The organism is Alteromonas sp. RW2A1, assembly GCF_001886475.1.
Taxonomy (GTDB): Bacteria; Pseudomonadota; Gammaproteobacteria; order Enterobacterales; family Alteromonadaceae; genus Alteromonas; species Alteromonas hispanica.
The window spans coordinates 1,796,269-1,817,938 of record NZ_CP018031.1; the positions used below are offsets into that span (position 1 = coordinate 1,796,269).

Here is a 21,670-nt window from a genome sequence, read left to right on the forward strand (position 1 = left end):
GCAGCTTGCTAATCATTTACTGCTTCGCTTTCTAACATTCATATCGACTTAACACCATGGCGACAATATTTCTTGTAATTCGCCACTTATCATCGTCGCTTAGGTTGTCTTCTATCTTAAATAGTCGAGGCCAAAAAGACTGCCCCTTAATGAGGCTGTCTATTTCATTAACCACCTGCCCTATATCTTCAAATGTTAGCCTATTGTCTGCTTCAGCTTTTTTGAGCCAGCGGTGCAGCGAAGATTCCTGCGCTTTTAACTGTGTTACTTCGTCTTTCAGCTTTTCAGGCTTGTAAAAAAAGTGACCAATGGCAACACGGGCTAGTTCAAGGTGGCTGTCGCTGCACATAAACGATACCTCTTGAAATACTAATTCCTCTAGCTGCTCGTTTAAAGGCGAGTCGCTTTTATATTCTGCATTAATATCAACTAATGCACTCTGCCATTGCTCTTTGATTAAGTGCATCACCAAATCTTCTTTGGTTGAGAAATGATTGTAAACGGTCCGCTTCGATACATTTGCCAATTCGGCCAATTTATCCATACTTGTACCATTCACCCCAAACTCCTGAAACGCTTGGGTGGCGGCCTGAATGATAGCTTCTCGCTTTTTATCGCTTCGTCTGCGTGTAATGTCTGTCATTTAATAAAGTCTTAATGAATGCTAAGGCACATATTACACTGAACAGTTTACTTTTCAAATGAAGCACACTAAAATGCACTCAACAGTTTACTTTAAGAAGAAGCTCCATTCGGCTAATTCCGTTTCTTCTATTCTCTTTTTATTTAATTTGATATGGATTACAAAACATTATGTCCATGATGCGAATCTCTCGTACTTTTATCGTTACTGCGATCACCTTTTTAACCGTTGCTGCATGCACATCGGAAAAGACTGAGTCGTCAGAACCCGCCACCCCGCGCTATGTAAAGCTGGCAACGATTAGCAACATACCAAATTTTGATGAATTTACCTTTCCTGCGGTAGTATCAGCGGTTAAAACGGTAGATCTAAGCTTTGAAGTGTCTGGTCGCCTGATTCAAACCGACCTTGTAACGGGAAGTGATATTGAGAAGGGCAAACTCTTAGCCACTATCGATAGAGAGCCTTTTGAGCGCCGCGTAGAGCAGTCGAGAACACGGCTAGAACAGTCTAAGCGTGAACTTAGCCGCATCGAGAAAATGTTCGCACAAAATCTTGTTGCTCAAAGCTCCCTTGATTCGGCAAAAACGTCATACGAACTTGCTGTGCTTGATTTAAAAAATGCGGAACAAGATTTGAGCTACACCCAGCTTTATGCCCCTTTTGATGCCAAACTATCTCAACGACTCGTTGAAAATAATAGCTTTGTTGCTGCGGGTACGCCCATTGCTCGACTGCAGGATATGTCAAAAATCTATTTTAATATCAATGTACCTGAACGGCTGCTCACCGCTAATTTAGGCCGTGGTATAAAGCAGGCAAGTGCTACCCTTGCCACCAATAGAAGCCAGTGGTATCCAGTGACTTACGTCGAACATTCAACCCAGCCCGATCCGGTATCGCAAACTTACGAAGTAGTGTTTGCTATGGAGCCCCGAGAAGAGTTACCGCTTACCCCTGGCGCTCGCGCTATTGTAAAAGTAAGCCTGCAAGGCTCTATGTACCCTGAAGGACTTGTCGTGCCGGTGAAATCGTTAGTGGGAGATAAGGATAATGGGTTTGCTATATGGATCTTTGACGAGAACAACAGCCGCGTTAACAAACAGTCAATCAGCGTTAAACACATCGAAAATGAACTTGCTATTGTTGAAGGCGATATTCGTCTTGGGCAGCGCGTAGTATCGGCGGGAGCCACAAAAATGACGCCCGACATGAAAGTCCTCCCATATAAAGGAGAGAAGTAATTCATGGATATAGCGCGCTTCTCAATAGATAAGCCGGTTAATGTATGGCTTATGGTAGTAATACTGCTGTTAGGCGGTATTCTGGCGATGTCGAAAATAGGACGTTTAGAAGACCCTGCTTTCACCATTAAACAAGTAAAGGTATATACCGCTTACCCTGGCGCGGGTGCAGAAAAAGTAGAGCGCGAAGTTACCGAGCGACTTGAAATTGCTATTCAACAAATGCCTCAACTTAAAAAGGTAAGCTCGGTATCATCTCCCGGCTTGTCAGAAGTTACGGTTGAAGTAAAAAGTACTTACGATAGTAAAGTACTTCCTCAAATTTGGGACGAGCTAAGAAAACGTATTCGCGACACCGCAAGTTCGCTTCCTACCGGTACGCAAGACCCTATTGTTTATGACGATTTTGGTGATGTATATGGTCTTTACTACGCCTTAAGTGCACCCGATTTTGACACTCGTGAGTTACGTGAGTTTGCTCGCATTATACGTCGAGACTTGCTGACTACCGAAGGGGTAGCAAAAGTGGATGTAACCGGTGTACAAAAAGAGCAAATAGTGGCTTACATCGACCCCTATCAACTGGCCGGTTTGGGCATATCATTCCCTGATTTAGCCTCTTTATTTCAAGACAATCTTCGCCCATTTAATGGTGGTCGCGTAAAAGTAGACGAAAAGAATGTCAGAATTATTGTTGAGCGCGCTCCCGATAAACTAGAAGAGATTTCTAACTTATCGGTGGTTATTCCTGGTACGAATCGCTCTTTACGGGTAGCGGACATTGCAACGCTAAAACTTGAGCCAGCAGACATTCAGTCTGTGTTAGTGCGCTATAACGGAGAAGAAGCATTAACGCTCAGCGTATCAGCTCTTGAAGATGTCAATATTGTGGATGTAGGTGCGAAAGTAAACGCCAAAGTAGACGAATTGCTGAAACAATTGCCTGTGGGTATTACACTGACACCGATTTACGATCAAGCCTCGGTTGTTGATGAGTCGGTAGATGGATTTATTAACAACTTAGTGATGTCAGTGGCTGTGGTGACCCTCACTTTGTGCCTATTTATGGGCTGGCGCTCTGGTGTCGTTGTGGGCACTGTGTTGCTTGTGACCGTACTAGGTACCATTTTGATAATGTGGTTAATGGGTATTCAGCTTCAGCGTATATCCCTAGGAGCCATGGTTATTGCTATGGGCATGTTGGTAGATAATGCCATTGTGGTTGCAGAAGGTATGATGCTGCGAATGGCCACAGGTACAACCGCAAAAAGCGCAGCAAGCTTCATTGTTAAGCGCACACAATGGCCGTTGCTGGGAGCCACCATTATTGGTATTGCAGCGTTTTCAGGTATTGGGTTGTCTAACGACGCCACAGGCGAATTTTTATATTCTCTATTTGCTGTTGTGCTTGTGTCACTGCTTATAAGCTGGGTATTAGCGGTAACCCTTGTGCCTGTATTGGGAGCCTACTTTTATAGAAAAGGTATGTCGTCAGGTGGTGATGAAAAACCCTCAACTATGCTCACCTATTTTAAAGGTGCACTCGTAAAAGCACTCAAATTTCGTTGGGTTACCATTGCCGCCTTAGTAGTTATTACCGTTGTGGCATATGGCAGTTTTGGTATGGTGAAACAAGGATTCTTTCCCCCTTCCAATGCCCCACTCTTCTTTGTTCACTATTGGGGCCCGCAAGACCGCGACATTCGAGCCACCGAAGTCATCGCCAAACAAGCCGAGAAACGCATTCTTGAAATGGAAAATGTAACGGCTGTTACCACCTTTGTTGGTCAGGGTGCTGACAGGTTTACTCTTACCTACGCCCCGAAAAGTGCAAACGAAAATTATGCCTTCTTTATGGTTAGGGCAGAAACATTAGATAGTATTCCTTCTATTCAAAAAGCGCTATCAGATAAACTAACCGACTTAGACTTCGATGCCAGCTTTTACATGGAGCGCATGCAGTTTGGCCCGGGGTCCGGCGCCAAACTTGAAGCGAGATTTTCTGGCCCTGATACTGAGGTTCTTCGAGAAATAGCTGAGCAGGCTAAGCGCCTATTTGCAGAAGATGAGCAAATTATCGATGTGCGTCATAACTGGCGCGAGAAAGGGTTTGCCATTAATACGCAGTACGACAATTATAATGCAGGTATTGCTGGTGTATCCCACTCTGACTTTAGCCAAACTGTGCAATACGCCAGCAGTGGCGTACAGTTAGGTACGTTTCAAGACGGCGACTATGCCTATAGCATTATGGCTAAAATGGGCAAAGCCGAAGACACCGAACTACAGTCTATTCGAGAATCACAGGTTTGGTCTTCACAGCAGCGCCAGTATGTTCCCTTCACGCAGGTGTCTAAAGGGCTGGATCTTGTTACCGAAGAAATGCGAATTCATAGAAGGAACCGCTTGCGCACCATTACGGTAGAGGGTGAACCCGGTCCTAACGAAACTGCTGCAAAGGCGTTCGAGAGAATACGACTGGTTGTCGAGTCTATCGAGTTACCGCCGGGTTATCACCTTGAATGGGGCGGGGAATTTGAGAGCTCTCGAGATGCCCAAAAAGCGCTGGGAGCAGGATTACCAGCAGGCTTTTTAGTGATGTTTATCATATCAGTGTTGCTATTTGGCCGCGCCAGACAACCTCTGATCATTTGGCTTGTGGTTCCTATGGCAGTAGTGGGTGTGGTATCCGGTCTACTTGCCACCGGCATGCCATTTGGTTTTATGTCTTTACTAGGATTCCTTAGTTTGTTCGGCATGTTAATAAAGAATGCTATTGTATTAATTGAGGAAATTGATCTTCAAATTGAGGAAGGACTGGCGATTAGAAAAGCGATTGTAGAGGCCACGCTAAGTCGTGTTCGACCTGTTGCGCTTGCGGCAGTGACTACCATACTGGGCATGGCGCCTCTGCTTTTCGACCCCTTCTTTGCAGATATGGCAGTGACGATTATGGGCGGTCTTTCCTTCGCCACTGTTTTAACGCTAATTGCCGTGCCTGTTTTATACAGCTTGCTATTTAAAGTTAGCTACCGCAAACAGTAGCGGCTGCTAGCCGATAGAGAAAGTTAGCACCACTGTGCTAACTTTTTTTTGCAGCAATAACCTAGACTCCCTAGCGCTTCGACTCAACTCGTTGTTGCATAAAGCGCATTACATCTCGCCAAGACACCATGCCCACCGGGTGCGACTTGTCATCGACAATGGGAATGCATGATATTTTGTTGTTATTGAATAGCTCAATGGCAGTAAAAATAGAGTCGTCGGGACTCATGGTTATAACATCACGAGTCATTATTTGATGGGCACGTTTATCTAGCGTTGCCCTGTCTAACATACGCTCGCTGATGGTATCTACAAAGGGACTCACCGCTTTTAACAAGTCTCTGTCAGATATAATGCCCTGCAGCTTGTGATCATGAACCACAACTAAGTGGTGAAACCCCGTGGCCGTAAATAGTTCTCGCAACGACTGTAGACTGTCGTCCATGTAAACGCTCACCACGCGTTTAGACATAATATTAGCAACACTCATTGGGTAGATTCTCGCTGTATTCTTTTTTATAAGGAATCAAAATTCATCTTGAGCATAAAAAGTGTTCCTGACAAAAGCAAGTTTAACTGCCACTTAGCAATCGATTTCTCAAGCCCTGCTGCAATCTATAAAAACCTGCTAGCAAGATGGGAAAATAACCCTTAGACTGCGGGCATAAAAATAAAAACGACAGGTATACGTGGTTTAGGTTATCTAATCACCTCACAGGCTTTATAGCGGCACGAAGCCGGTGTAAGCCAGTACTTATCAATTTTAGAAACAAGGGTTCTCGATTCAATGGCACAACAAAAAGTAGGTTTAGTGGGCTGGCGCGGTATGGTTGGCTCAGTATTAATGCAGCGCATGCAAGAAGAAGACGATTTTGCGCATATTGAGCCCACATTTTTTACCACTTCTCAAAAAGGTAGCGCCGCACCGAACTTTGCCAATAAAACCGACAATGGCGACACCGGTGTTTTAGAAGACGCATACGATATAGACGCACTATCGCAGCAAGATATTATCATTACCTGTCAAGGCGGTGATTACACCAAAGCAGTTTATGAAGACTTGCGAGCCACTGGGTGGAACGGCTATTGGATAGATGCTGCGTCAACACTTCGAATGAACGATGACGCCATTATTGTGCTAGATCCTGTTAACAACAGCGAAATATCTACTGGCATCGAGAAAGGAGTGCGTACATTTGTGGGCGGTAACTGCACCGTCTCACTTATGCTGCTAGCTTTAGGCGGACTGTTTGAAAAAGACTTGGTTGAATGGGCCTCTCCCATGACCTATCAAGCGGCGTCTGGTTCTGGAGCTAAACACATGCGAGAGCTTATCTCGCAAATGGGCGCCATATTCGACAACGTAAAAACCAGCGTTGAAGACCCAGCAAAAGCTATCCTCGATATCGACCATCAGGTGGCTGAGTTTATTCGTAGTGAAGACTACCCAAGTGAACAATTTGGCGTCCCTCTTGCCGGCAGCCTTATTCCGTATATAGATTCTCAGCTACCTTCGGGTCAAAGCCGCGAAGAATGGAAGGCACAGGCTGAAGCAAACAAAATATTAGGCGTTAGTTCTGCACAGAAAAAGGAAATTCCGATTGACGGAATATGTGTTCGTGTAGGCGCGATGCGCAGTCACAGTCAAGCTATTACAATTAAGCTTAAAAAGGATTTGCCTGTAGAGGAAATAGAAGCCATTCTCGCCGCACATAATGAATGGGTGAAAGTTATCCCTAACGATAGGGATATCACCATGCAAGAACTTACTCCGGCTAAAGTCACCGGCACTCTGACCATTCCTGTGGGCCGAATTCGTAAGCTAAACATGGGGCCAGAATATATTTCAGCGTTTACAGTGGGCGATCAGCTGCTGTGGGGCGCTGCCGAGCCTCTACGCAGAATGTTGCGTATTTTATTATCAAAGAGTTAGTAAGCGATACGCTAGCTGCTGAAAGAATCGTTAAAGCTCCTCTTTAGGAGCTTTATTTTTAAGGGCCACAAATTTACGGGTTTAGAGTTACAGCCATATTCTTCTGTTTTCTGGCACATATATCTCATTTTATATGAGAAACAAGGGTTAGACTTACATGCGAATTACGGTACGATACAAATTCGTAACCGGCATTTCCGCATTACAAAAATCATTGTTAAATATGGGCTTCAAGAAGTTGACGAGAATAACCACATTTTGTTTTCTAGTGCTTATTTGCGCGCTGTCTTTTCATAGGCACGCTCAGGCTTTCGAAGTTTCTCAGTTAAACGAATTGGTAAATCGCGTAGATAATGAGCTTCCCATGCCCATTGGCGAGGCCATCGAATAAATGGAGGAATGGCTAAGCGAGCAAAGCATAGATACCGATACAAAACGCTTAATTGCTAGTTACTACGTTCAATATCTACTCAAATTACACCAATCACCTAACGACAATATTTTTGCTATTCTGCAAACTCTTGAAAATGACAGCCAACAAGGCTTAACCGTGTCCACCGGCATTACGCGTATATATGGATTGAATGCAGATTACCAACAAAGCTATAGCTACTTTGACAAGGTCATATCACACCCCGCCGCATCAGCTAACGTTAAAGCTTATGCCATTGCTTATCTTATTCTCACTTATAGTGAAGGTCAGGTTTTTGCTCCAAATGCAAAGCTTATCAGCGAGCTCAACCTCCTGCTTACAGAAAACGACCTGCATCAGCTTCGGCCGTTATACGACACCATAGTCGCCGACTACTATCAGTCTATCATCGCATTTGATATTGCACTTGATTACTATCAAAAGTCGCTCAATGGCGCAGAAAAGTCCAGCAGTGGGTACTTATGAGCGACAGCCTTTATGCTATTGGTTTTTTTATAGAAATATTGGCCAATATGAGAAAGCGCTTGAGTATTTCAATTATGCGATTACCCACGATGTAAAAATAGACATTCAGTATTCTGAATATCTTGCTACATATGGTATGGCGACTACCTACTTTAGAGCTCAACGACTTGACGAAGCGCTCACGCTTTCTGAGGAAATTCTTGCCCACCCGCTTACATCATCGTTTTACGACAGTGAAATATACAGGCTAAAAGCAGAAGCACATTTGTCGCGAGGTGAACTGGAAAAAGCTGAAACCGCGCTGAACATGGCTCGTGATTTGTACGACAACAGTCGCCCGGGAGAGAGCACGACGTGGCGAGCACAATTAGAGCAAACGGCCTCACAAATAACCGCTGCAAGAGGCGACTATCAACTTGCTTTTTCCCAGTATGAGAAGTTTCACCAGGAATATATAAAAGCGAAAAAATATGAAGATTTAGAGCTGATAGAAAGTGCAAACTTAGTGCAGCAAATAGAACAAGAAAAGCAGAAAGCACTGCAGTTGGAAAAAGAAAACGAGGCGTTCAACGAACTGTTTAAAGCCCAAAATGCTGCTCAAGAGAGTCAGAGCCTTTACTCTAAACTTCTGGTACTGCTGGTTCTGCTCACTCTTTCCACCATCGTGATTATTTTACTTCTGCTGCGCAAGTCTCATAAAACCAATAAACTTTATTTAGACGCCAAAGAAAAGGCTGAATTACACAACCGTCTCAAAACAGAGTTTATCTCAAACATTAGTCACGAAATTCGTACACCGCTGAACGCGATTATCGGCTTCGGTCAGGTGCTTATTGATAAAATGCAAGATAGAGAGAATAAAAAGCTCACTCGTCGCATTGTCAGCTCTTCACAAATGTTATTGCAGCTTATTAATGACCTACTCGATTTTGCAAAAATAGAAGCCGGAAAATTTGAGCTTGAGTTGGAAAGCCATGACCTCAAAAAAAGCGTTAGCAATCTCGCTGATATTTTTTATGAGCAAGCATCGCTAAAAGGTTTATCACTGCGCTTTAATATCGACAAGACCTTGCCCAAATACCTTGTTTTTGACGAATTACGGCTAAGGCAGGTTTTGGCAAACTTAATAAGCAACGCCATTAAGTTTTCTGATGCGGGCAACATCGAAATTGGAATAGGTGTTGAACATATTGAAGGAAATATATGCATGTTAAAAGTTTGGGTGAAAGATGAGGGAATTGGTCTTTCTCAATCTCAGCAAGACCACTTGTTCTCGCCTTTCACTCAGGCAGAGAGTTCAACCGCAAGAAAATATGGTGGCACGGGACTTGGCCTCAATATTAGCAATAACTTACTGGCGTTAATGAACTCATCGCTTAACGTTGAGAGTGAAAAAGGCAGCGGAGCAACATTTTCTTTCACACTAAGCTTAGCGGTAGGCGATGAGAAAGAAGAAAAGCGATCACCGTCATCTGCTTCAGCGCCTGCGCATATCCAGTTTAAAAAGTGTCGAATTTTGCTCGCCGAGGATAACGATATTAATGTAGAAGTTATCAGGTCGTTACTCAGTAATACCAATGCCGTGATAGAACGAGTCGAGAACGGAATACAGGCGCTTGAAGCCCTATCTGATGCGTCTTACGATCTTATTTTGATGGATATTCAAATGCCGCAAATGGATGGGTATGAGGCTTCACGAATTATTCGCAAAAAGCGTAATATAAAAACGCCAATTATTGCGTTAACCGCTAACGCAATGCAACACGATATAGAAGAAAGCAAGAAAGCGGGTATGAATGCACATATCAGTAAACCCATTGAGAGAGTAAAGCTTATCGAAGTGCTAAGCTCGTACTTGGGCTAAGCTTTGGTTTTGGCTTCGGCTTTAGCTGTGCAGTTAGGGCATCATCTGCGAAGCAGATAAATGAGGTGAGCCTTTCGCACTCTGCTCTGCACGTTTCATCAATTTCACAATATGGCTGTTTACCGGGGTCGCTATTCCGTGCTTCTCGCCCTTTTGCGCAATTTCACCGTTGAGAAAGTCGATTTCTGTCGGTCTGTTTAACTCGAGATCTTCATACATAGAGGAGCGAGCTTGTGGGTCTATTTTTAATGTAGAGGCGGCAACCAGCTTAAACAGACCATCTGGAAGCGATAAAATATAAGGCATAAGAGAGGGTATTACCTTGCCGGTGCGCGCAGGTGTTACTCCTTCTGCCTTAAGAACCGCAAGCGCTTCTTTTTGCACTTCAGCGACTACTTTCCTGTAATCTCTATTGGCCAACTGTTGTTTTAACGGAATCCCCGATAATGCATTAACCGCATTATTTAAGTTGAGTATGAGCTTTCCGTACTGAACGCTTTTCAAATCGTCGTGTACGGTGACAGGAAGCCCAGCTTTGCTTAACAGAGTTAACAATGGCTGGCATATCCCGTGTTTATCCTCCATGGCTAAATGGCCTTCAGTACCGCAATGAAAGTGCCCCTTCCCTCTATAAAAAATATTAAAGGGAACCATTCCGCGCATTACGCTGTGAGGTAATAGTGATTGCAGCACATCGCCGTTAGTCACGCCATTTTGAAAACTCACAATGATAGAGTGTGACGCAGCGTACTGATTTATGACGTTTGCTGCGGCTTTTGTGTCTAAACTTTTCACACAAAGCAGAATAAAGTCTGCTTCAGTCAGTACATTGTTATCTGTTGTGAAATGAATATCGCTGCTACTTACATTACTGTCTCGCTCTTCCCAATCGGTTATATGAAGGCCATATTGCGCTATATCCTGCTGTAAACGGGGCCTACCTATAAAACTCACGTTTGCGCCGGCGGCTAGCAAACATCCACCGATATAACATCCTACGCTGCCAGCGCCGAGTATGACTATTTTTGTAGTTTTGTGCTGTGTCATTGCTTTTTTTTAAATCCCAGCTTTTTAGATTCCAGCTTTTTAGCGCGCAACGAATTATTGATTACTTGCGAATGGCATCGACCACGGTTGGTGATTTAGCAATAAGAAGCGCGCAACGCTTAACGCTAGATTGCTCTTTATCCGCAGTAAAGTAAACATTGTCTTGTGGTTGAATCAGTGACTATTGAATTGGCTATGTTTGAATTAGCTATGCTTTCTGCGAGCGAGCGCAACAGATAACCCCAAAAAGCACAGGTGTTATTTTTAGGTGAGAGACCATACAATGTGAGCATAATTTAGTGTTTTTAATGAGGCGCCAATGTCAGAGCAAATGTTAAACCAGCAAGACAACACAGCAAAACAGCGAGTACAAACCATAGGCGACCTTGCAGAACACCTTGATTACTCCTTTATGAACGCCTTAGTTGCTGATCCGCAAGCGGATAAGAGCGGCGACGAACACGCCCCAAGACAAGTATTCTCAGGGCATTATGTTCCAGTAACCCCTACCCCTATTAAAGATCCCAAATACATTGCCCACAGCCCTGCTTTTTTTGACGAACTTGGATTTGATGAGCAACTCGCTTACACAGATGAATTTAAACAGCTATTTTCCGGCGACATGGCAGCCCTACCTTCAGCGATAAAACCTCATGGCTGGTCTACAGGCTATGCTCTGTCTATTTACGGAACCGAATACACTCAGCAATGCCCGTTTCAGACCGGCAACGGCTATGGCGATGGACGGGCTATTTCAGTGATTGAAGCTGTTTTAAATGGAAAGCGCTGGGAAATGCAGCTAAAAGGTGCCGGACGTACTCCTTACTGCCGGGGTGCAGATGGCAGAGCCGTTCTGCGCTCAAGTGTGCGAGAGTTCCTAGTTCAAGAACATATGCATGCACTTGGCATACTGACGTCTAGGTCGCTTAGTCTTTTTATGTCTCAGTCGGAAACCGTAGATCGCCCTTGGTATTTAGAGGGCTCAAACTCTCAAGATCCAGAGGTCATGGTTCAAAATTTTGTTGCTATATCTACGCGAGTAGCACCTTCGTTTATTCGCGTTGGGCAACTTGAGCTATTTGGTAGGCGTGCTAGACGCAATGAGTATCCTTCTGCGCTAGAGGAGCTTCAAAAGCTTGTTATGCACTTGATAGAAAGAGAATATCCAAACGAAGTAGACAGCTCGCAACCATTTGAAAGCCAGCTCATCGCACTTGCCAAGGCTTTTCGCGAACGATTGACATCACTTATCGCCAACTGGATACGAGTGGGATACTGCCAAGGAAACTTCAACAGTGATAACTGCGCTGCGGGCGGATACACTCTCGACTATGGTCCTTTCGGATTCTGTGAACTGTTTGACCCTGCTTATCAGCCGTGGACAGGAGGAGGACGCCACTTTTCTTTTCTTAACCAACCCGTAGCCGCCGAAAAGAATTTTGATATGTTTTGCCGTGCAATTGAGCCTCTGCTCACAAATGCACCTTCATCGCTTGAGGCATTGCGGGATGTAAATAGCGGGTTTTCTGCTGTAATGCAGGAAAAAATGGACACTATGTGGGCCGCTAAACTCGGGCTTAACACGTTTAATCATGAGTTGCTTCTGCAGTTGTTGCATTTAATGATGCGTACCGGTGTCGACTATAATCTCTTTTTTCGAGAGCTTTCAAAGCTTCCAAAAGAAGTGAGTGGCTTAACGAAGAGCTTTTACGTTCCTCTAAAAGATGGTACGACTGAACAATGGAATGAGTGGCTTGATACGTGGCATGCGCTCATAAAACATCAGGGAGATGGCAAGCAACAAGGAAATAGCGAGCTTGCCGTGCAAAAAATGATGCGTAGCAACCCAAAATATACCTGGCGAGAATGGCTGGTTGTGCCTGCTTATAAAGAAGCTGAGCAAGGAACATTTGAGCGTATACACGCATTACAACACATACTTTCAAAGCCCTATGATGAACAGTCGGCGCAGACAGAAGCAGAACACTGCCGCTTGCGGCCTCGCGAATATTTTGGTGCGGGCGGAGTCTCTCATTACAGCTGTTCTTCATAATTGCCACTTTTATAGAAAGTCACACCTCATGTTGCCTCAGAATAGCTAAATAACTTTACGAAACTGAGGTTTAGACTACGCTAAACCTAGTAACATAAATATTTACCTATCAATTTGCGCTGAAAAACAGCTCTTTTCGAACTGCTAGCACTATATTTTCTAATGAAAGATGGCGTTTTCAGGCGAGGCGACAGGTAAGTATCTGCATCAGCAAGAGGAGAATAGGACGTGCTAGAAATGGTCTTCAACGGCAGCTTTATGCCACACGGACACTGCTTGCTATGGCGTTGGGACTTATTATTCTTACACGTAGGTGGAGATGCACTCACCGGCCTCGCCTATGCAATGATACCCATAGCCCTCATCCATATTGTTCTAAAGCGAAATGACTTAAAATTCGACAGACTCTTCTTACTTTTTGCAGGGTTTATAAGTTTCTGTGGTATTACTCACTTACTTGGACTTTTTAATATCTGGCATGGGTATTACTTTATAGAGGGCGTGGCGAAGCTAATCACTGGCCTTATCTCTATCGTAACTGCTGTAGTATTATGGAAGTTAACGCCCCGAATTGTTGCCCTACCGAGTGCTGCCCTTCTAGCTCAACGAAACCAAGAGCTGTTAAACGCTCAGCAAGAACTCAAAGACATTAATATGACGCTTGAGGCGAAAATAGCAGAGCGAACCCGTGAGCTGAATATTCAGGCCAGCACCGATGAGCTGACATCTATACTTAATCGCCGCGCCATTCTAAAGGATTTAGACAACGAGATTAATCGTTGCCAGAGGCATCATCAAATATGCTCAGTACTCATGCTTGATGTGGACTATTTTAAACACGTTAATGATACCTATGGACACCAAGTTGGCGACGAGGTGTTAATAATGATTGCTGATGCGATTACCCAAACATGCAGGCAAACCGACTCTGTCGGGCGTTACGGTGGCGAGGAGTTTCTCATTGTATTGCCGCAAACCGATAATCAACAGGCCTATGAGCTTGCTGAGAGAATACGCAAAAGTGTAGCGTCAATCTCCACACAACATCCGTTTTCCGTGAGCTGTAGCATAGGCATTGCTACATTTGATGGAACCCTAGATATGCATACCTTGATAAAACGCGCTGATGAAGCCGTTTATAATGCGAAAGAAAAGGGCAGAAATTGCGTATCGCATTGATGTAAGAAGGCTTTATTGCCCTCTACAATCTATATACTCTCTCTTCTGCATTATTACGCAGCAGTTTTCAAAGAGGACGTTTTATTTCTGAAAGTGCGCCACCATTTAACAGCCACCAGTGGCGCATATGCTAATTGTATTACTTTGCCGCTACAAAACGCTTTTCAATATACCCAATAATGGCTTTCGAATCATAAAGCCATTCAACGCCATCGTTGTTTTCAATGCGAAGACATGGGGTTTGCACTTTCCCGCCTCCTTGTAAAAGCTCTTCGCGATATGGAGAGCCTTCTGATACGCTTCGCTTTTTAACGGGTACGTTATACTTGTACATTGCCCTGCGCGTTTTGATGCAGAAGGGGCAGCCAAAAAATTGATATAAAGTTAGGTTTTCACTTTCAGCAACAACCTGAGACTGCTCTTCTGGCGAACGCTTTAGTTTAGAGCCTCGAGTAATTACATCGAAAAAGGCAATAATACTACCGAGTAAGTTACGAATAAGATTTACAAATAATTTCATTTTACGACTCAATTTACGAAAAAAGTGACAGTGAAACACATGCGCCGCATTCTACTACTTTGTATGTAGATAGTGTAATTAAGATAAGACCATTTGCGCTATGCTAGAAATAAATAGGAACAAAAATAAAATACGAAATCTTTATAGAGGGAAAGTTATGAAACAGCGATCCACGTTATTTTTTTCTCGCGGGCCCGATTGGACAAATTGGGTAAAAAGCGAGTCAAAATTTAAGAAAATACCCGCAGCATCAGCATTAACATTCGCAGCGTCTCTTCTAACAGGCTGCTTTACAACGCCACCAGAATTAGGTGTTCAAAACGGCACACTCAAACCCTGTCCAAGCACGCCTAATTGCGTGACCAGTATGGGTACCGACAGTGAATCTATGCCAGCCTTAACGTTTAACGGCTCAATAGTGGCTGCAAAAGTTAGATTAATTGATATTATCAGCGACATGCCTCGCACATCGATAATTGAGCAAAACGATAACTATGTACACGCGGCGTTCTCATCAAAACTTTTTGGCTTTGTGGATGATGTTGAGTTTTTGTTGTCTTCAACACCTGATAATAAAACAATCATTGATTTTAGGTCGGCGTCTCGTTTGGGCTACTCAGACCTAGGCGTAAATAAAGAGCGCATGAACGCCATTACTGCGCAGTTTGAGAACGCAAAACCCGAATAAGTAGAATCAGGCTAAGTAAATGGTGATTGATACTGGTTTTACTCAACCTGTATCCTTCACTCTGAATCCGCTCTATACCAGCGGCTGACAGATTTCACACCAATAAATTCTACGCCCGTTGCGCTGCGCCTTTACTATTGGTGAAACACATTGTCGGCAGGGTTGCTCCTCACGGTTGAATGCCATAAACCGAACGCTTTCATAGCTGCCCTTGGTCTTCGCCAGTTTTTTCGCTAACGCATTGGGTACCGTGTGCCCCTTTGTTTCGTATGCCCGCTTACTAATTAATAACGTTTGCTTAGCAAGCTCTGCCACCTGCTTTTCACTGAGTTGCTTTGGCTTATAATCTGGGTGTATGCCTGCGGCAAACAAAATTTCGCTGCGAATATAGTTTCCGATACCGGCAATATAATGCTGATCTAAGTAAAGTGCACTGACGCTTCGATTGCAGAATCGCTTTGAAAGTAGCCTATCTCTTATGGTTTGCCAGGTTAAGTTAGGCTGTAGAATGTCAGGGCCTATTTTTCTCAAAAATGGATGTTCATCGAGTTCTTTTAACTGATAAATGCCAATATCTGAGGCACTGTATAATAGTGCACTCTGTTCAGCGGTATGCAACGCCAGTCTTAGCGAGCGTTTAGTATTGGGCATTTCACCCCGCTTAGCAGTCATCCAAACGCCGTAAAGCTGGTTGTGAGAGTAGATAGAAAGCTGATTATTAAAGTGAATCAGCATTGCCTTCCCCCTCGTTTCTACATGACTTACCATATGTCCTTTAAGCCTTTCTGCTCCTTGATATAAATGTGGTAACCCCACTTCAATATTGTCTATTTGTTTGCCTTCAATTACCTTGGCAATCTTATCTGCGGCAAGACGGATCTCTGGGCCCTCTGGCATGTCAATGACCTTTTTAAATGTGATAAATGCTTATAGCTACCGGACTACTAATTTCAAAAAATTCAGCCCATAGCGCCGCAAGCGGGAATAAAGGCTAAGCTATTTAAAGTCTCGGCTTATTTAAGAAAGTATACGTTGCAAACGAAGGAAGAGTTTTTCAATAAAAATTGGGAGGCGTGACGCAGTCACACTTTTTATTGATATAAGATGCTGGGCTCTTTACTTTCGAGTTTAGACAAGAGGTTTTTTGATATTTATTTGGTAATTAATAAGCGCTTTAAAAACAACAAGGCCCTGCGTCATGCAAGGCCTCGATGCTATTTGGCGGAGAGAGAGGGATTCTCCGCCAGACGTTTTTTATCACATAACCTATTGATTTGTGGTAGCAACATAGCAGTTTTATTACATTGTGGCAAAGTTTTGTGGTAAAGAATAAAGGTAACAAAGTGGCATGAACTCATTAGATTTAGCATACAAAATTGTTAGTATTTTTATCGAGTACATTTTTTGCAACTTATGTTATGTAAACTCTTAAGTTTATGACTTGTATGTGAAAAGCAGTAGTATGATAAACATGAGGTATTAATATACTTTGTTTGTCGTATTACTTTGTCTCTTACAACATCAATCTACTAGCCTTGAGAAAATGAAATGGAATGGAACCACAAAAGAAAAAACGAAAAAGAACAGGAAATTCAGAGAGCTATTGAAGTTTTTCTTCGTGATGCTGGTTTAGATAAGGAAATTATTAAAAAGACCGCCACAGAATTCCTTGAAAAAGCAATACGAGTGTCACCACCAGAGAAGGAACCAGTACTTATGCATATGGTTACCATGGCTCCCTCTGGACGTGGTGGTGGCCGTAGCTCTAAGGCCGGCAACATCAAATTAAATGTTAGAACCTTATTTGACGCTATTGCTAATGGTGTGTTTACAGTGATCTCTACTACGCAGGCTCCATGGGCAATACCTTTCGCAGCAATTTTGTTGTGGAATAGTATATGGAGAAATACGCAGGTTAGTCTTTCAGAGGCAGAAGCCGTTACTTTATGGGTAATGTGGCAGGTCAAAGATTCAAACAAACACGTTAAACTTGAAGACATAAAGCCAGCCATTGATACGCATGCCAAAAAATACGAAAGGCCGCCCCTTTCAGAAGCGGACATAAAACATGCATTACAAAATCTCAAGCAAATTGGCTGCATAAAAACCGCAAAATCAGCAATCAATACTTGGTGGTTATGTGAGTGGATATCGCCAACTTATCGATAAAACATTAAAAATGCCTCAATCAGGTCATCCCCTAGCTCGCGTCAATCACGCAAGTCTACTTTGTAAAGGAGTACAACACATGAACAACGGTTTTTGGTTTGGCATTTCTATTATTGTTGCAGTGTCCTTGGGCGTCACATTCTTTGCACCAATTAATGATATCTACAAAGGTGTTGCTTCATTACCTAGTGTTGCCGGATTACTCACCGCTCTTTTTCAGTTAATACGAGACCAGGCCTCGCATAAACGAAATATCGAAATCCAACAAGAACAGCAACTATTTAATCTAGGCGCAACTTCGCACATGGCTAACTCAGTATTTGATAAGCATGTAGAGTTTTGTGAAAAGTATCTGGCAGAGGTTCATAAAACTGTTGTAACTCTGACTAGGGAAGGCCCAACAAAAGAAGCATTGGAACACGCAGGAAGACTTTATACGTTAAGAATTGAATACACTGCTTGGATTACGCCAGATATGGAAAAGAAGCTCCTGCCTTTTGAGAAAGCTGTTCGTAATATTGGTGCAAAATCAGGTCTCGTAGATGCGTTTTCAGGTACAGAGCGTAGCGACGAGACAAGGACGAAGGCTCTAGAAGAAATGTTTGACGTATTCAGCAATTTAATGGGTATTGGCGAAGTCAACGTTAAAAATGAAGATGCCACTGTAGTAGAAGTAAAAAGTAGGGTAAGGGAAATTCTTAAGGTAAATGAGTTAGTGTCAATCAGAGAGCTTCTAATCAATAGAGCATCACAATTCACTGGCAATAAGGAACAGAAGTATATAAGCGAATGAAATGAAAGCGGCGAAGAAATGTCTGCTTAGTTATGAACTCAGTAATACAAGCTAAGTTATAGCTCCAAAGCTCTAACTAAACCGAAGTGCAGACTGTCAGATTTTACTTACCTCTAACGCGAAAGTTAAAGGTTAAATATGAGCCGCAGTACTTTTTAGGGCAACGAATATCAATTCGTAATTGATTTATCGATTAGCTCAATCAATTCATTTTTAATCTCAGTAGACGATCGACTTAGGTCAACTGTGCAAAAATGCAAACGGTGTCCTTGGATCAACACAGACTCGCGGTGTGTAACCCCTGTAGACGGATGCAACAACATTCCTTCGGCAGTGGCGGATAATCGGTCGTCATGTCTTTCTTGCGATCGCAAGTAGGTAAACAGTTGATAAATATAATTGCTTTTATATGACTGCCCACCAAACCTACGGTCCTGTGTGATGGAGGTAAACTTGGTATCGATAATCACTCGCTGTTCTTTTTGCACATTCTCAATCAAAATGTCCAACTCCATTCCAGGTAATAAAGTTGGAATATTTTCTGTCATCTCATCAATTTGCCATCCCAATTTCTTGCTGGCTTTTACCCTCCATTCATCACCAAGGTGTAACGTATAAAAACCGAAAATGGCTTTTTCAAATAACCTTCTAACCCAGTGCTCTTGTTTTTCGGGCGACGGTAACCACTGATTGCCTACTGATTCGTTAATTAATGCTAAATTGTGCATTAACTCAGCAGTTGCGATCACCTTTTTATCTTCTATTTCGTGACGAGAAAAACGATCGTCTTGTGGCCGATAGGAACAAAATTGTTGGACGGTAACCCCTAGTCCAACAAGATCATTTAAGCGCATCTTAGCGCGATTTCTCAATGCAGGATTCTCTATTAGTCGGATACTCTTACTCAACGCTAATGCAACGTATTGGTTACGAGAGGTATCAACTGTGAGTTGTTCGAAGCGACACGATACTTTTCCTTTGAAAAGTAGCATTTTGCGCTCTGTTTCTAAAACGTTAATCCGTCCTCTTACCCGGTTCAGCTGTTCATCTCTGTGTTTATAACCAAATGAAAGCTGACGCCTAAGCCGTTTTTCTACTTGGTTACATAAAACATCAGCGACCATGTCAACAAGGTGCTCATCTGAATTTTCGCTACCTGTGTATTGATGTGCTTGGTAACGAAAATCCGACGCATAAAGCATTAGCAACCAAAGGTTTTGTAAAGGGATCCCTTGGTTTTTAATGTTTTGAGTAGCCTCCATGAGTTATAGCGCACTCATTAATTCATCGACATACTTCATTGCTGTTTCAGGGTCGTCGTACCAATATTCGTCTAATAAAGGAGCAATCTCTGTTCGCACGACTTGCTGATACCACTTTTTCTCGTTGGCGACTTCGTGGCCTTTAGCAGGCGTGAAATAGCTGTGACCTATCTGGAATTGCTCTCCAAGGCGACTATCGTCTGAAATCGCATTATTCAATTCACGCATATGGTGTTGAATAACATTCAACGTTTCCGTGCTTATCCCTTTTTTCTCATGCACCCAGTTACGCCAATTATCATCGTAAAGCGGTTTAAGAGAGACAAAGGCAAAGCGTCGGCGCAGAGCAAGATCGACTAACGCTAGAGATCGGTCTGCCACGTTCATGGTTCCGATTACATAAAGATTACTGGGTATGTAAACGGGTTCGTCATCCTCTTTGGTGTAGGATAAATGCAGGGCTTCCTCAGGTGTGCGTTTATCTGCTTCCAACAATGTCAGCATTTCACCAAATATCTGTGCAGGATTACCTCTATTAATCTCTTCGATTACAACAATAAACTTTTTGCTCGGATACTTTTGAGCATTGTGAACCCATTCAAGGAAAGGTCCATCACAGAGCGTTAACTGCCCATGCCCAGAAGGCCGCCATCCACGGATAAAGTCCTCATACGCGAGGTTTGGATGAAATTGCACGGCTTTTATTTGCTCTGGCTGCTTTTCTCCAATTAGCGCCATTGCAAGCCTTTTTGCCAACCACGTTTTGCCTGTTCCTGGTGGTCCTTGAAGGATCATGTTCTTTTTGTCTCGCAGTGTACTCAGGATACCCTCAAGTTCACTGACCTCAATAAAGCATCCGTCTTTTTTAATGTTGGATAAGTCGTACGCTTCGATCCGTTTCTCAATTACAACTGGAGCTGTTTCTTCAAGGACAGTATCGTCCTCATAGCCGACCCAACGATATTGCCCCGAGCTGATAAACTCAATCTCACCTTCATCTCGCAACTGTTGCGTGGTGCGGTCTATCGACATATCAGGCGTCGAATTTTCCGGAAAGATTGTGCTTATCTCATCAAGGTAGTTTTCTTGAAATTCTTGTCGGGAAAAGTTAGGTCGTTGGTTTCGGTGACAAAGATCGCGAATTCTTTCTATAACCACCAACTTCCAAGAGTGACTCGATTTTTTATCAGGCTTCACGTCTCTGGAAAATGCATTCAATGATAATTCAGGAAAAGAATGCACAGGAAAGGTGTCTTCACTAAATCGGATAAGTAAATTTTCGCGCAACACCAAGTACTCTTCCCCCGAACAGGTTCTTTTGGGGCCGGAACAGTCTGGTTTACAAGACAGCGCACCAAGGTAATCCATCGATTGTGTTTCAAGGGTTGGATAAAACCATGGCCTTATCCAAAATAAGCCCATCGTTATATTCCAACGGATCCCTTTTTGTTGAATCACTTTGTCGTAGGCTTCTACAAACGTGTCGCTATTTACTTTTTCGTTATCATCCGCATACATCAGTGCAATCTTAAAAAGAGCCCATAGATTATTAACGTCTTGCTCGCCTCGCCCGTCTTCTTTCCCCCAGAAAAACCAAGATTTTTGATTATTTAATAATGGGATGGCTTCGAACGAAGTCGGTATTTCGGCTTCCACACCGATAGCGGTTGCAATATCTGCTGCTATGGCCTGCCTATTTGCCGCTGTTTGGCCACGATTGAACATTCCCATTAGTGTGAATGGATCCATATCATCTAATTGCGTGTGTTTATCTTGCATATAGGACAAGCCGTGTTTATCAGCAACGGAAATAGAAATATCAATCAGCTTTTGTCGATCATGTTCGAATTTTAGAAGGCTGCTCGCCACTGCCTCATAAAAGCTCGCCCATTTAAAGCGAATATCATCTTCAGGAATATCACCGAAACGCTCACGCCAGAAAGGGGCATTCCTGAATTTATCTATGTCCTGAGGTTGTTCCTCAAACGCAAATGCAATCAAGCCATCCGTTTTCCAGTCGCCCGGTTGAATATGCCAAATCGTTTTCATATTTGTATAGAAGTACCACTCTCGAGGCGTTTGCGATGCAGACTGCCATTCGACATCGAGTTTTTTTCCATTCTTATAATTTTTCGTCACACGACCAATGGCCTTGATAGCCATTGTTGAAACCACATTCCCACGAGTTTCAAATGGAACTCCTGATTTACGGGTGTAAGCAGCCTTGATTGCTATTAAGTCACCTGGCTTGATGGCATTGACTTGTTCAACGTACTTGTCATCGTATCCATTCTCCCAGACTCCTTGTTGCACAAACCGGTCTGTCTGATCC

Annotated in this window: 18 protein-coding genes; 11 read left to right on the forward strand and 7 right to left on the reverse strand. The window is 43.2% G+C overall.

Going from position 1 to position 21,670, the window contains the following annotated elements:
• Positions 1-31 precede the first annotated feature (31 nt).
• Positions 32-643 (reverse strand): TetR/AcrR family transcriptional regulator, encoded by a 612-nt coding sequence (locus tag BM528_RS08105; RefSeq protein ID WP_071979454.1) that lies wholly within the window; start codon positions 641-643, stop codon positions 32-34.
• Positions 644-813: 170 nt separating this feature from the next.
• Here BM528_RS08105 and BM528_RS08110 point away from each other — a divergent pair, with 170 nt between their 5' ends.
• A complete protein-coding gene (locus BM528_RS08110) occupies positions 814-1,887 on the forward strand; it encodes an efflux RND transporter periplasmic adaptor subunit (protein ID WP_232230602.1) in 1,074 nt (357 codons plus the stop codon).
• Between the two features lie 3 nt (positions 1,888-1,890).
• Positions 1,891-4,932 carry an efflux RND transporter permease subunit gene (locus BM528_RS08115; RefSeq protein ID WP_071979456.1) on the forward strand — a complete coding sequence of 1,014 codons (3,042 nt, stop codon included), beginning with the start codon at positions 1,891-1,893 and terminating at the stop codon, positions 4,930-4,932.
• 70 nt (positions 4,933-5,002) lie between these two features.
• Here the strand turns inward: BM528_RS08115 and BM528_RS08120 are convergent, their stop codons facing one another.
• Positions 5,003-5,422, reverse strand: coding sequence for a CBS domain-containing protein (locus BM528_RS08120; RefSeq protein ID WP_071979457.1), 420 nt, complete (start codon positions 5,420-5,422; stop codon positions 5,003-5,005).
• A 297-nt stretch (positions 5,423-5,719) separates the two neighbouring features.
• Here BM528_RS08120 and asd point away from each other — a divergent pair, with 297 nt between their 5' ends.
• The 4 genes from asd (at position 5,720) to BM528_RS08130 (ending at position 9,627) form a co-directional block, all read left to right on the forward strand.
• On the forward strand, positions 5,720-6,865 hold the full coding sequence (gene asd, locus BM528_RS08125; RefSeq protein ID WP_071979458.1) for an aspartate-semialdehyde dehydrogenase: 1,146 nt from the start codon (positions 5,720-5,722) through the stop codon (positions 6,863-6,865).
• A gap of 157 nt (positions 6,866-7,022) precedes the next feature.
• Entirely contained in the window at positions 7,023-7,256 is a 234-nt protein-coding gene (locus tag BM528_RS18820; protein WP_232230603.1) for a hypothetical protein, read from the forward strand.
• Positions 7,257-7,763 carry a hypothetical protein gene (locus BM528_RS18825; RefSeq protein WP_232230604.1) on the forward strand — a complete coding sequence of 169 codons (507 nt, stop codon included), beginning with the start codon at positions 7,257-7,259 and terminating at the stop codon, positions 7,761-7,763. It abuts the gene before it with no gap.
• Positions 7,729-9,627 (forward strand): response regulator, encoded by a 1,899-nt coding sequence (locus BM528_RS08130; protein ID WP_232230606.1) that lies wholly within the window; start codon positions 7,729-7,731, stop codon positions 9,625-9,627. The genes BM528_RS18825 and BM528_RS08130 overlap by 35 nt, the downstream gene beginning before the upstream one ends.
• Before the next feature lie 33 nt (positions 9,628-9,660).
• Here the strand turns inward: BM528_RS08130 and BM528_RS08135 are convergent, their stop codons facing one another.
• Positions 9,661-10,674: a 2-dehydropantoate 2-reductase gene (locus tag BM528_RS08135; protein WP_071979459.1), complete on the reverse strand. Its 1,014-nt coding sequence runs from the start codon at positions 10,672-10,674 to the stop codon at positions 9,661-9,663.
• 331 nt (positions 10,675-11,005) lie between these two features.
• On the opposite strand from BM528_RS08135, the gene BM528_RS08140 reads away from it, so the two are divergent.
• Complete coding sequence (locus BM528_RS08140; RefSeq protein ID WP_071981222.1) at positions 11,006-12,727, forward strand: protein adenylyltransferase SelO family protein; 1,722 nt, start codon at positions 11,006-11,008, stop codon at positions 12,725-12,727.
• A 237-nt stretch (positions 12,728-12,964) separates the two neighbouring features.
• Entirely contained in the window at positions 12,965-13,906 is a 942-nt protein-coding gene (locus BM528_RS08145) for a GGDEF domain-containing protein (RefSeq protein WP_071981223.1), read from the forward strand.
• A gap of 139 nt (positions 13,907-14,045) precedes the next feature.
• Here BM528_RS08145 and BM528_RS08150 read toward each other — a convergent pair whose 3' ends face one another.
• A complete protein-coding gene (locus tag BM528_RS08150; RefSeq protein ID WP_071979460.1) occupies positions 14,046-14,426 on the reverse strand; it encodes a glutathione S-transferase N-terminal domain-containing protein in 381 nt (126 codons plus the stop codon).
• Between the two features lie 157 nt (positions 14,427-14,583).
• Between BM528_RS08150 and BM528_RS08155 the strand changes: the two genes are divergently transcribed.
• Positions 14,584-15,114: a DUF1499 domain-containing protein gene (locus BM528_RS08155; RefSeq protein WP_083595234.1), complete on the forward strand. Its 531-nt coding sequence runs from the start codon at positions 14,584-14,586 to the stop codon at positions 15,112-15,114.
• 72 nt (positions 15,115-15,186) lie between these two features.
• Here BM528_RS08155 and nei read toward each other — a convergent pair whose 3' ends face one another.
• Positions 15,187-16,011: an endonuclease VIII gene (gene nei, locus BM528_RS08160; protein ID WP_071979461.1), complete on the reverse strand. Its 825-nt coding sequence runs from the start codon at positions 16,009-16,011 to the stop codon at positions 15,187-15,189.
• Between the two features lie 651 nt (positions 16,012-16,662).
• Between nei and BM528_RS08165 the strand changes: the two genes are divergently transcribed.
• A complete protein-coding gene (locus tag BM528_RS08165; protein ID WP_071979462.1) occupies positions 16,663-17,283 on the forward strand; it encodes a hypothetical protein in 621 nt (206 codons plus the stop codon).
• A 79-nt stretch (positions 17,284-17,362) separates the two neighbouring features.
• Positions 17,363-18,076 carry a hypothetical protein gene (locus BM528_RS08170; protein WP_071979463.1) on the forward strand — a complete coding sequence of 238 codons (714 nt, stop codon included), beginning with the start codon at positions 17,363-17,365 and terminating at the stop codon, positions 18,074-18,076.
• A gap of 170 nt (positions 18,077-18,246) precedes the next feature.
• Here the strand turns inward: BM528_RS08170 and BM528_RS08175 are convergent, their stop codons facing one another.
• Together BM528_RS08175 and BM528_RS18830 are read right to left on the reverse strand one after the other, a co-directional pair.
• On the reverse strand, positions 18,247-19,338 hold the full coding sequence (locus BM528_RS08175; protein WP_071979464.1) for a 5-methylcytosine restriction system specificity protein McrC: 1,092 nt from the start codon (positions 19,336-19,338) through the stop codon (positions 18,247-18,249).
• Positions 19,339-19,341: 3 nt separating this feature from the next.
• A complete protein-coding gene (locus BM528_RS18830) occupies positions 19,342-21,651 on the reverse strand; it encodes an AAA family ATPase (protein ID WP_232230608.1) in 2,310 nt (769 codons plus the stop codon).
• Positions 21,652-21,670 lie beyond the last annotated feature (19 nt).

Excerpts from the sequence above, each read along its gene's own strand:
- BM528_RS08105 (WP_071979454.1), bottom strand. The coding sequence starts at position 643 with ATGACAGACATTACACGCAGACGAAGCGATAAAAAGCGAGAAGCTATC.
- BM528_RS08110 (WP_232230602.1), top strand. The coding sequence starts at position 814 with ATGTCCATGATGCGAATCTCTCGTACTTTTATCGTTACTGCGATCACC.
- BM528_RS08115 (WP_071979456.1), top strand. The coding sequence starts at position 1,891 with ATGGATATAGCGCGCTTCTCAATAGATAAGCCGGTTAATGTATGGCTT.
- BM528_RS08120 (WP_071979457.1), bottom strand. The coding sequence starts at position 5,422 with ATGAGTGTTGCTAATATTATGTCTAAACGCGTGGTGAGCGTTTACATG.
- asd (WP_071979458.1), top strand. The coding sequence starts at position 5,720 with ATGGCACAACAAAAAGTAGGTTTAGTGGGCTGGCGCGGTATGGTTGGC.
- BM528_RS18820 (WP_232230603.1), top strand. The coding sequence starts at position 7,023 with ATGCGAATTACGGTACGATACAAATTCGTAACCGGCATTTCCGCATTA.
- BM528_RS18825 (WP_232230604.1), top strand. The coding sequence starts at position 7,257 with ATGGAGGAATGGCTAAGCGAGCAAAGCATAGATACCGATACAAAACGC.
- BM528_RS08130 (WP_232230606.1), top strand. The coding sequence starts at position 7,729 with ATGGCGCAGAAAAGTCCAGCAGTGGGTACTTATGAGCGACAGCCTTTA.
- BM528_RS08135 (WP_071979459.1), bottom strand. The coding sequence starts at position 10,674 with ATGACACAGCACAAAACTACAAAAATAGTCATACTCGGCGCTGGCAGC.
- BM528_RS08140 (WP_071981222.1), top strand. The coding sequence starts at position 11,006 with ATGTTAAACCAGCAAGACAACACAGCAAAACAGCGAGTACAAACCATA.
- BM528_RS08145 (WP_071981223.1), top strand. The coding sequence starts at position 12,965 with ATGGTCTTCAACGGCAGCTTTATGCCACACGGACACTGCTTGCTATGG.
- BM528_RS08150 (WP_071979460.1), bottom strand. The coding sequence starts at position 14,426 with ATGAAATTATTTGTAAATCTTATTCGTAACTTACTCGGTAGTATTATT.
- BM528_RS08155 (WP_083595234.1), top strand. The coding sequence starts at position 14,584 with ATGAAACAGCGATCCACGTTATTTTTTTCTCGCGGGCCCGATTGGACA.
- nei (WP_071979461.1), bottom strand. The coding sequence starts at position 16,011 with ATGCCAGAGGGCCCAGAGATCCGTCTTGCCGCAGATAAGATTGCCAAG.
- BM528_RS08165 (WP_071979462.1), top strand. The coding sequence starts at position 16,663 with ATGGAATGGAACCACAAAAGAAAAAACGAAAAAGAACAGGAAATTCAG.
- BM528_RS08170 (WP_071979463.1), top strand. The coding sequence starts at position 17,363 with ATGAACAACGGTTTTTGGTTTGGCATTTCTATTATTGTTGCAGTGTCC.
- BM528_RS08175 (WP_071979464.1), bottom strand. The coding sequence starts at position 19,338 with ATGGAGGCTACTCAAAACATTAAAAACCAAGGGATCCCTTTACAAAAC.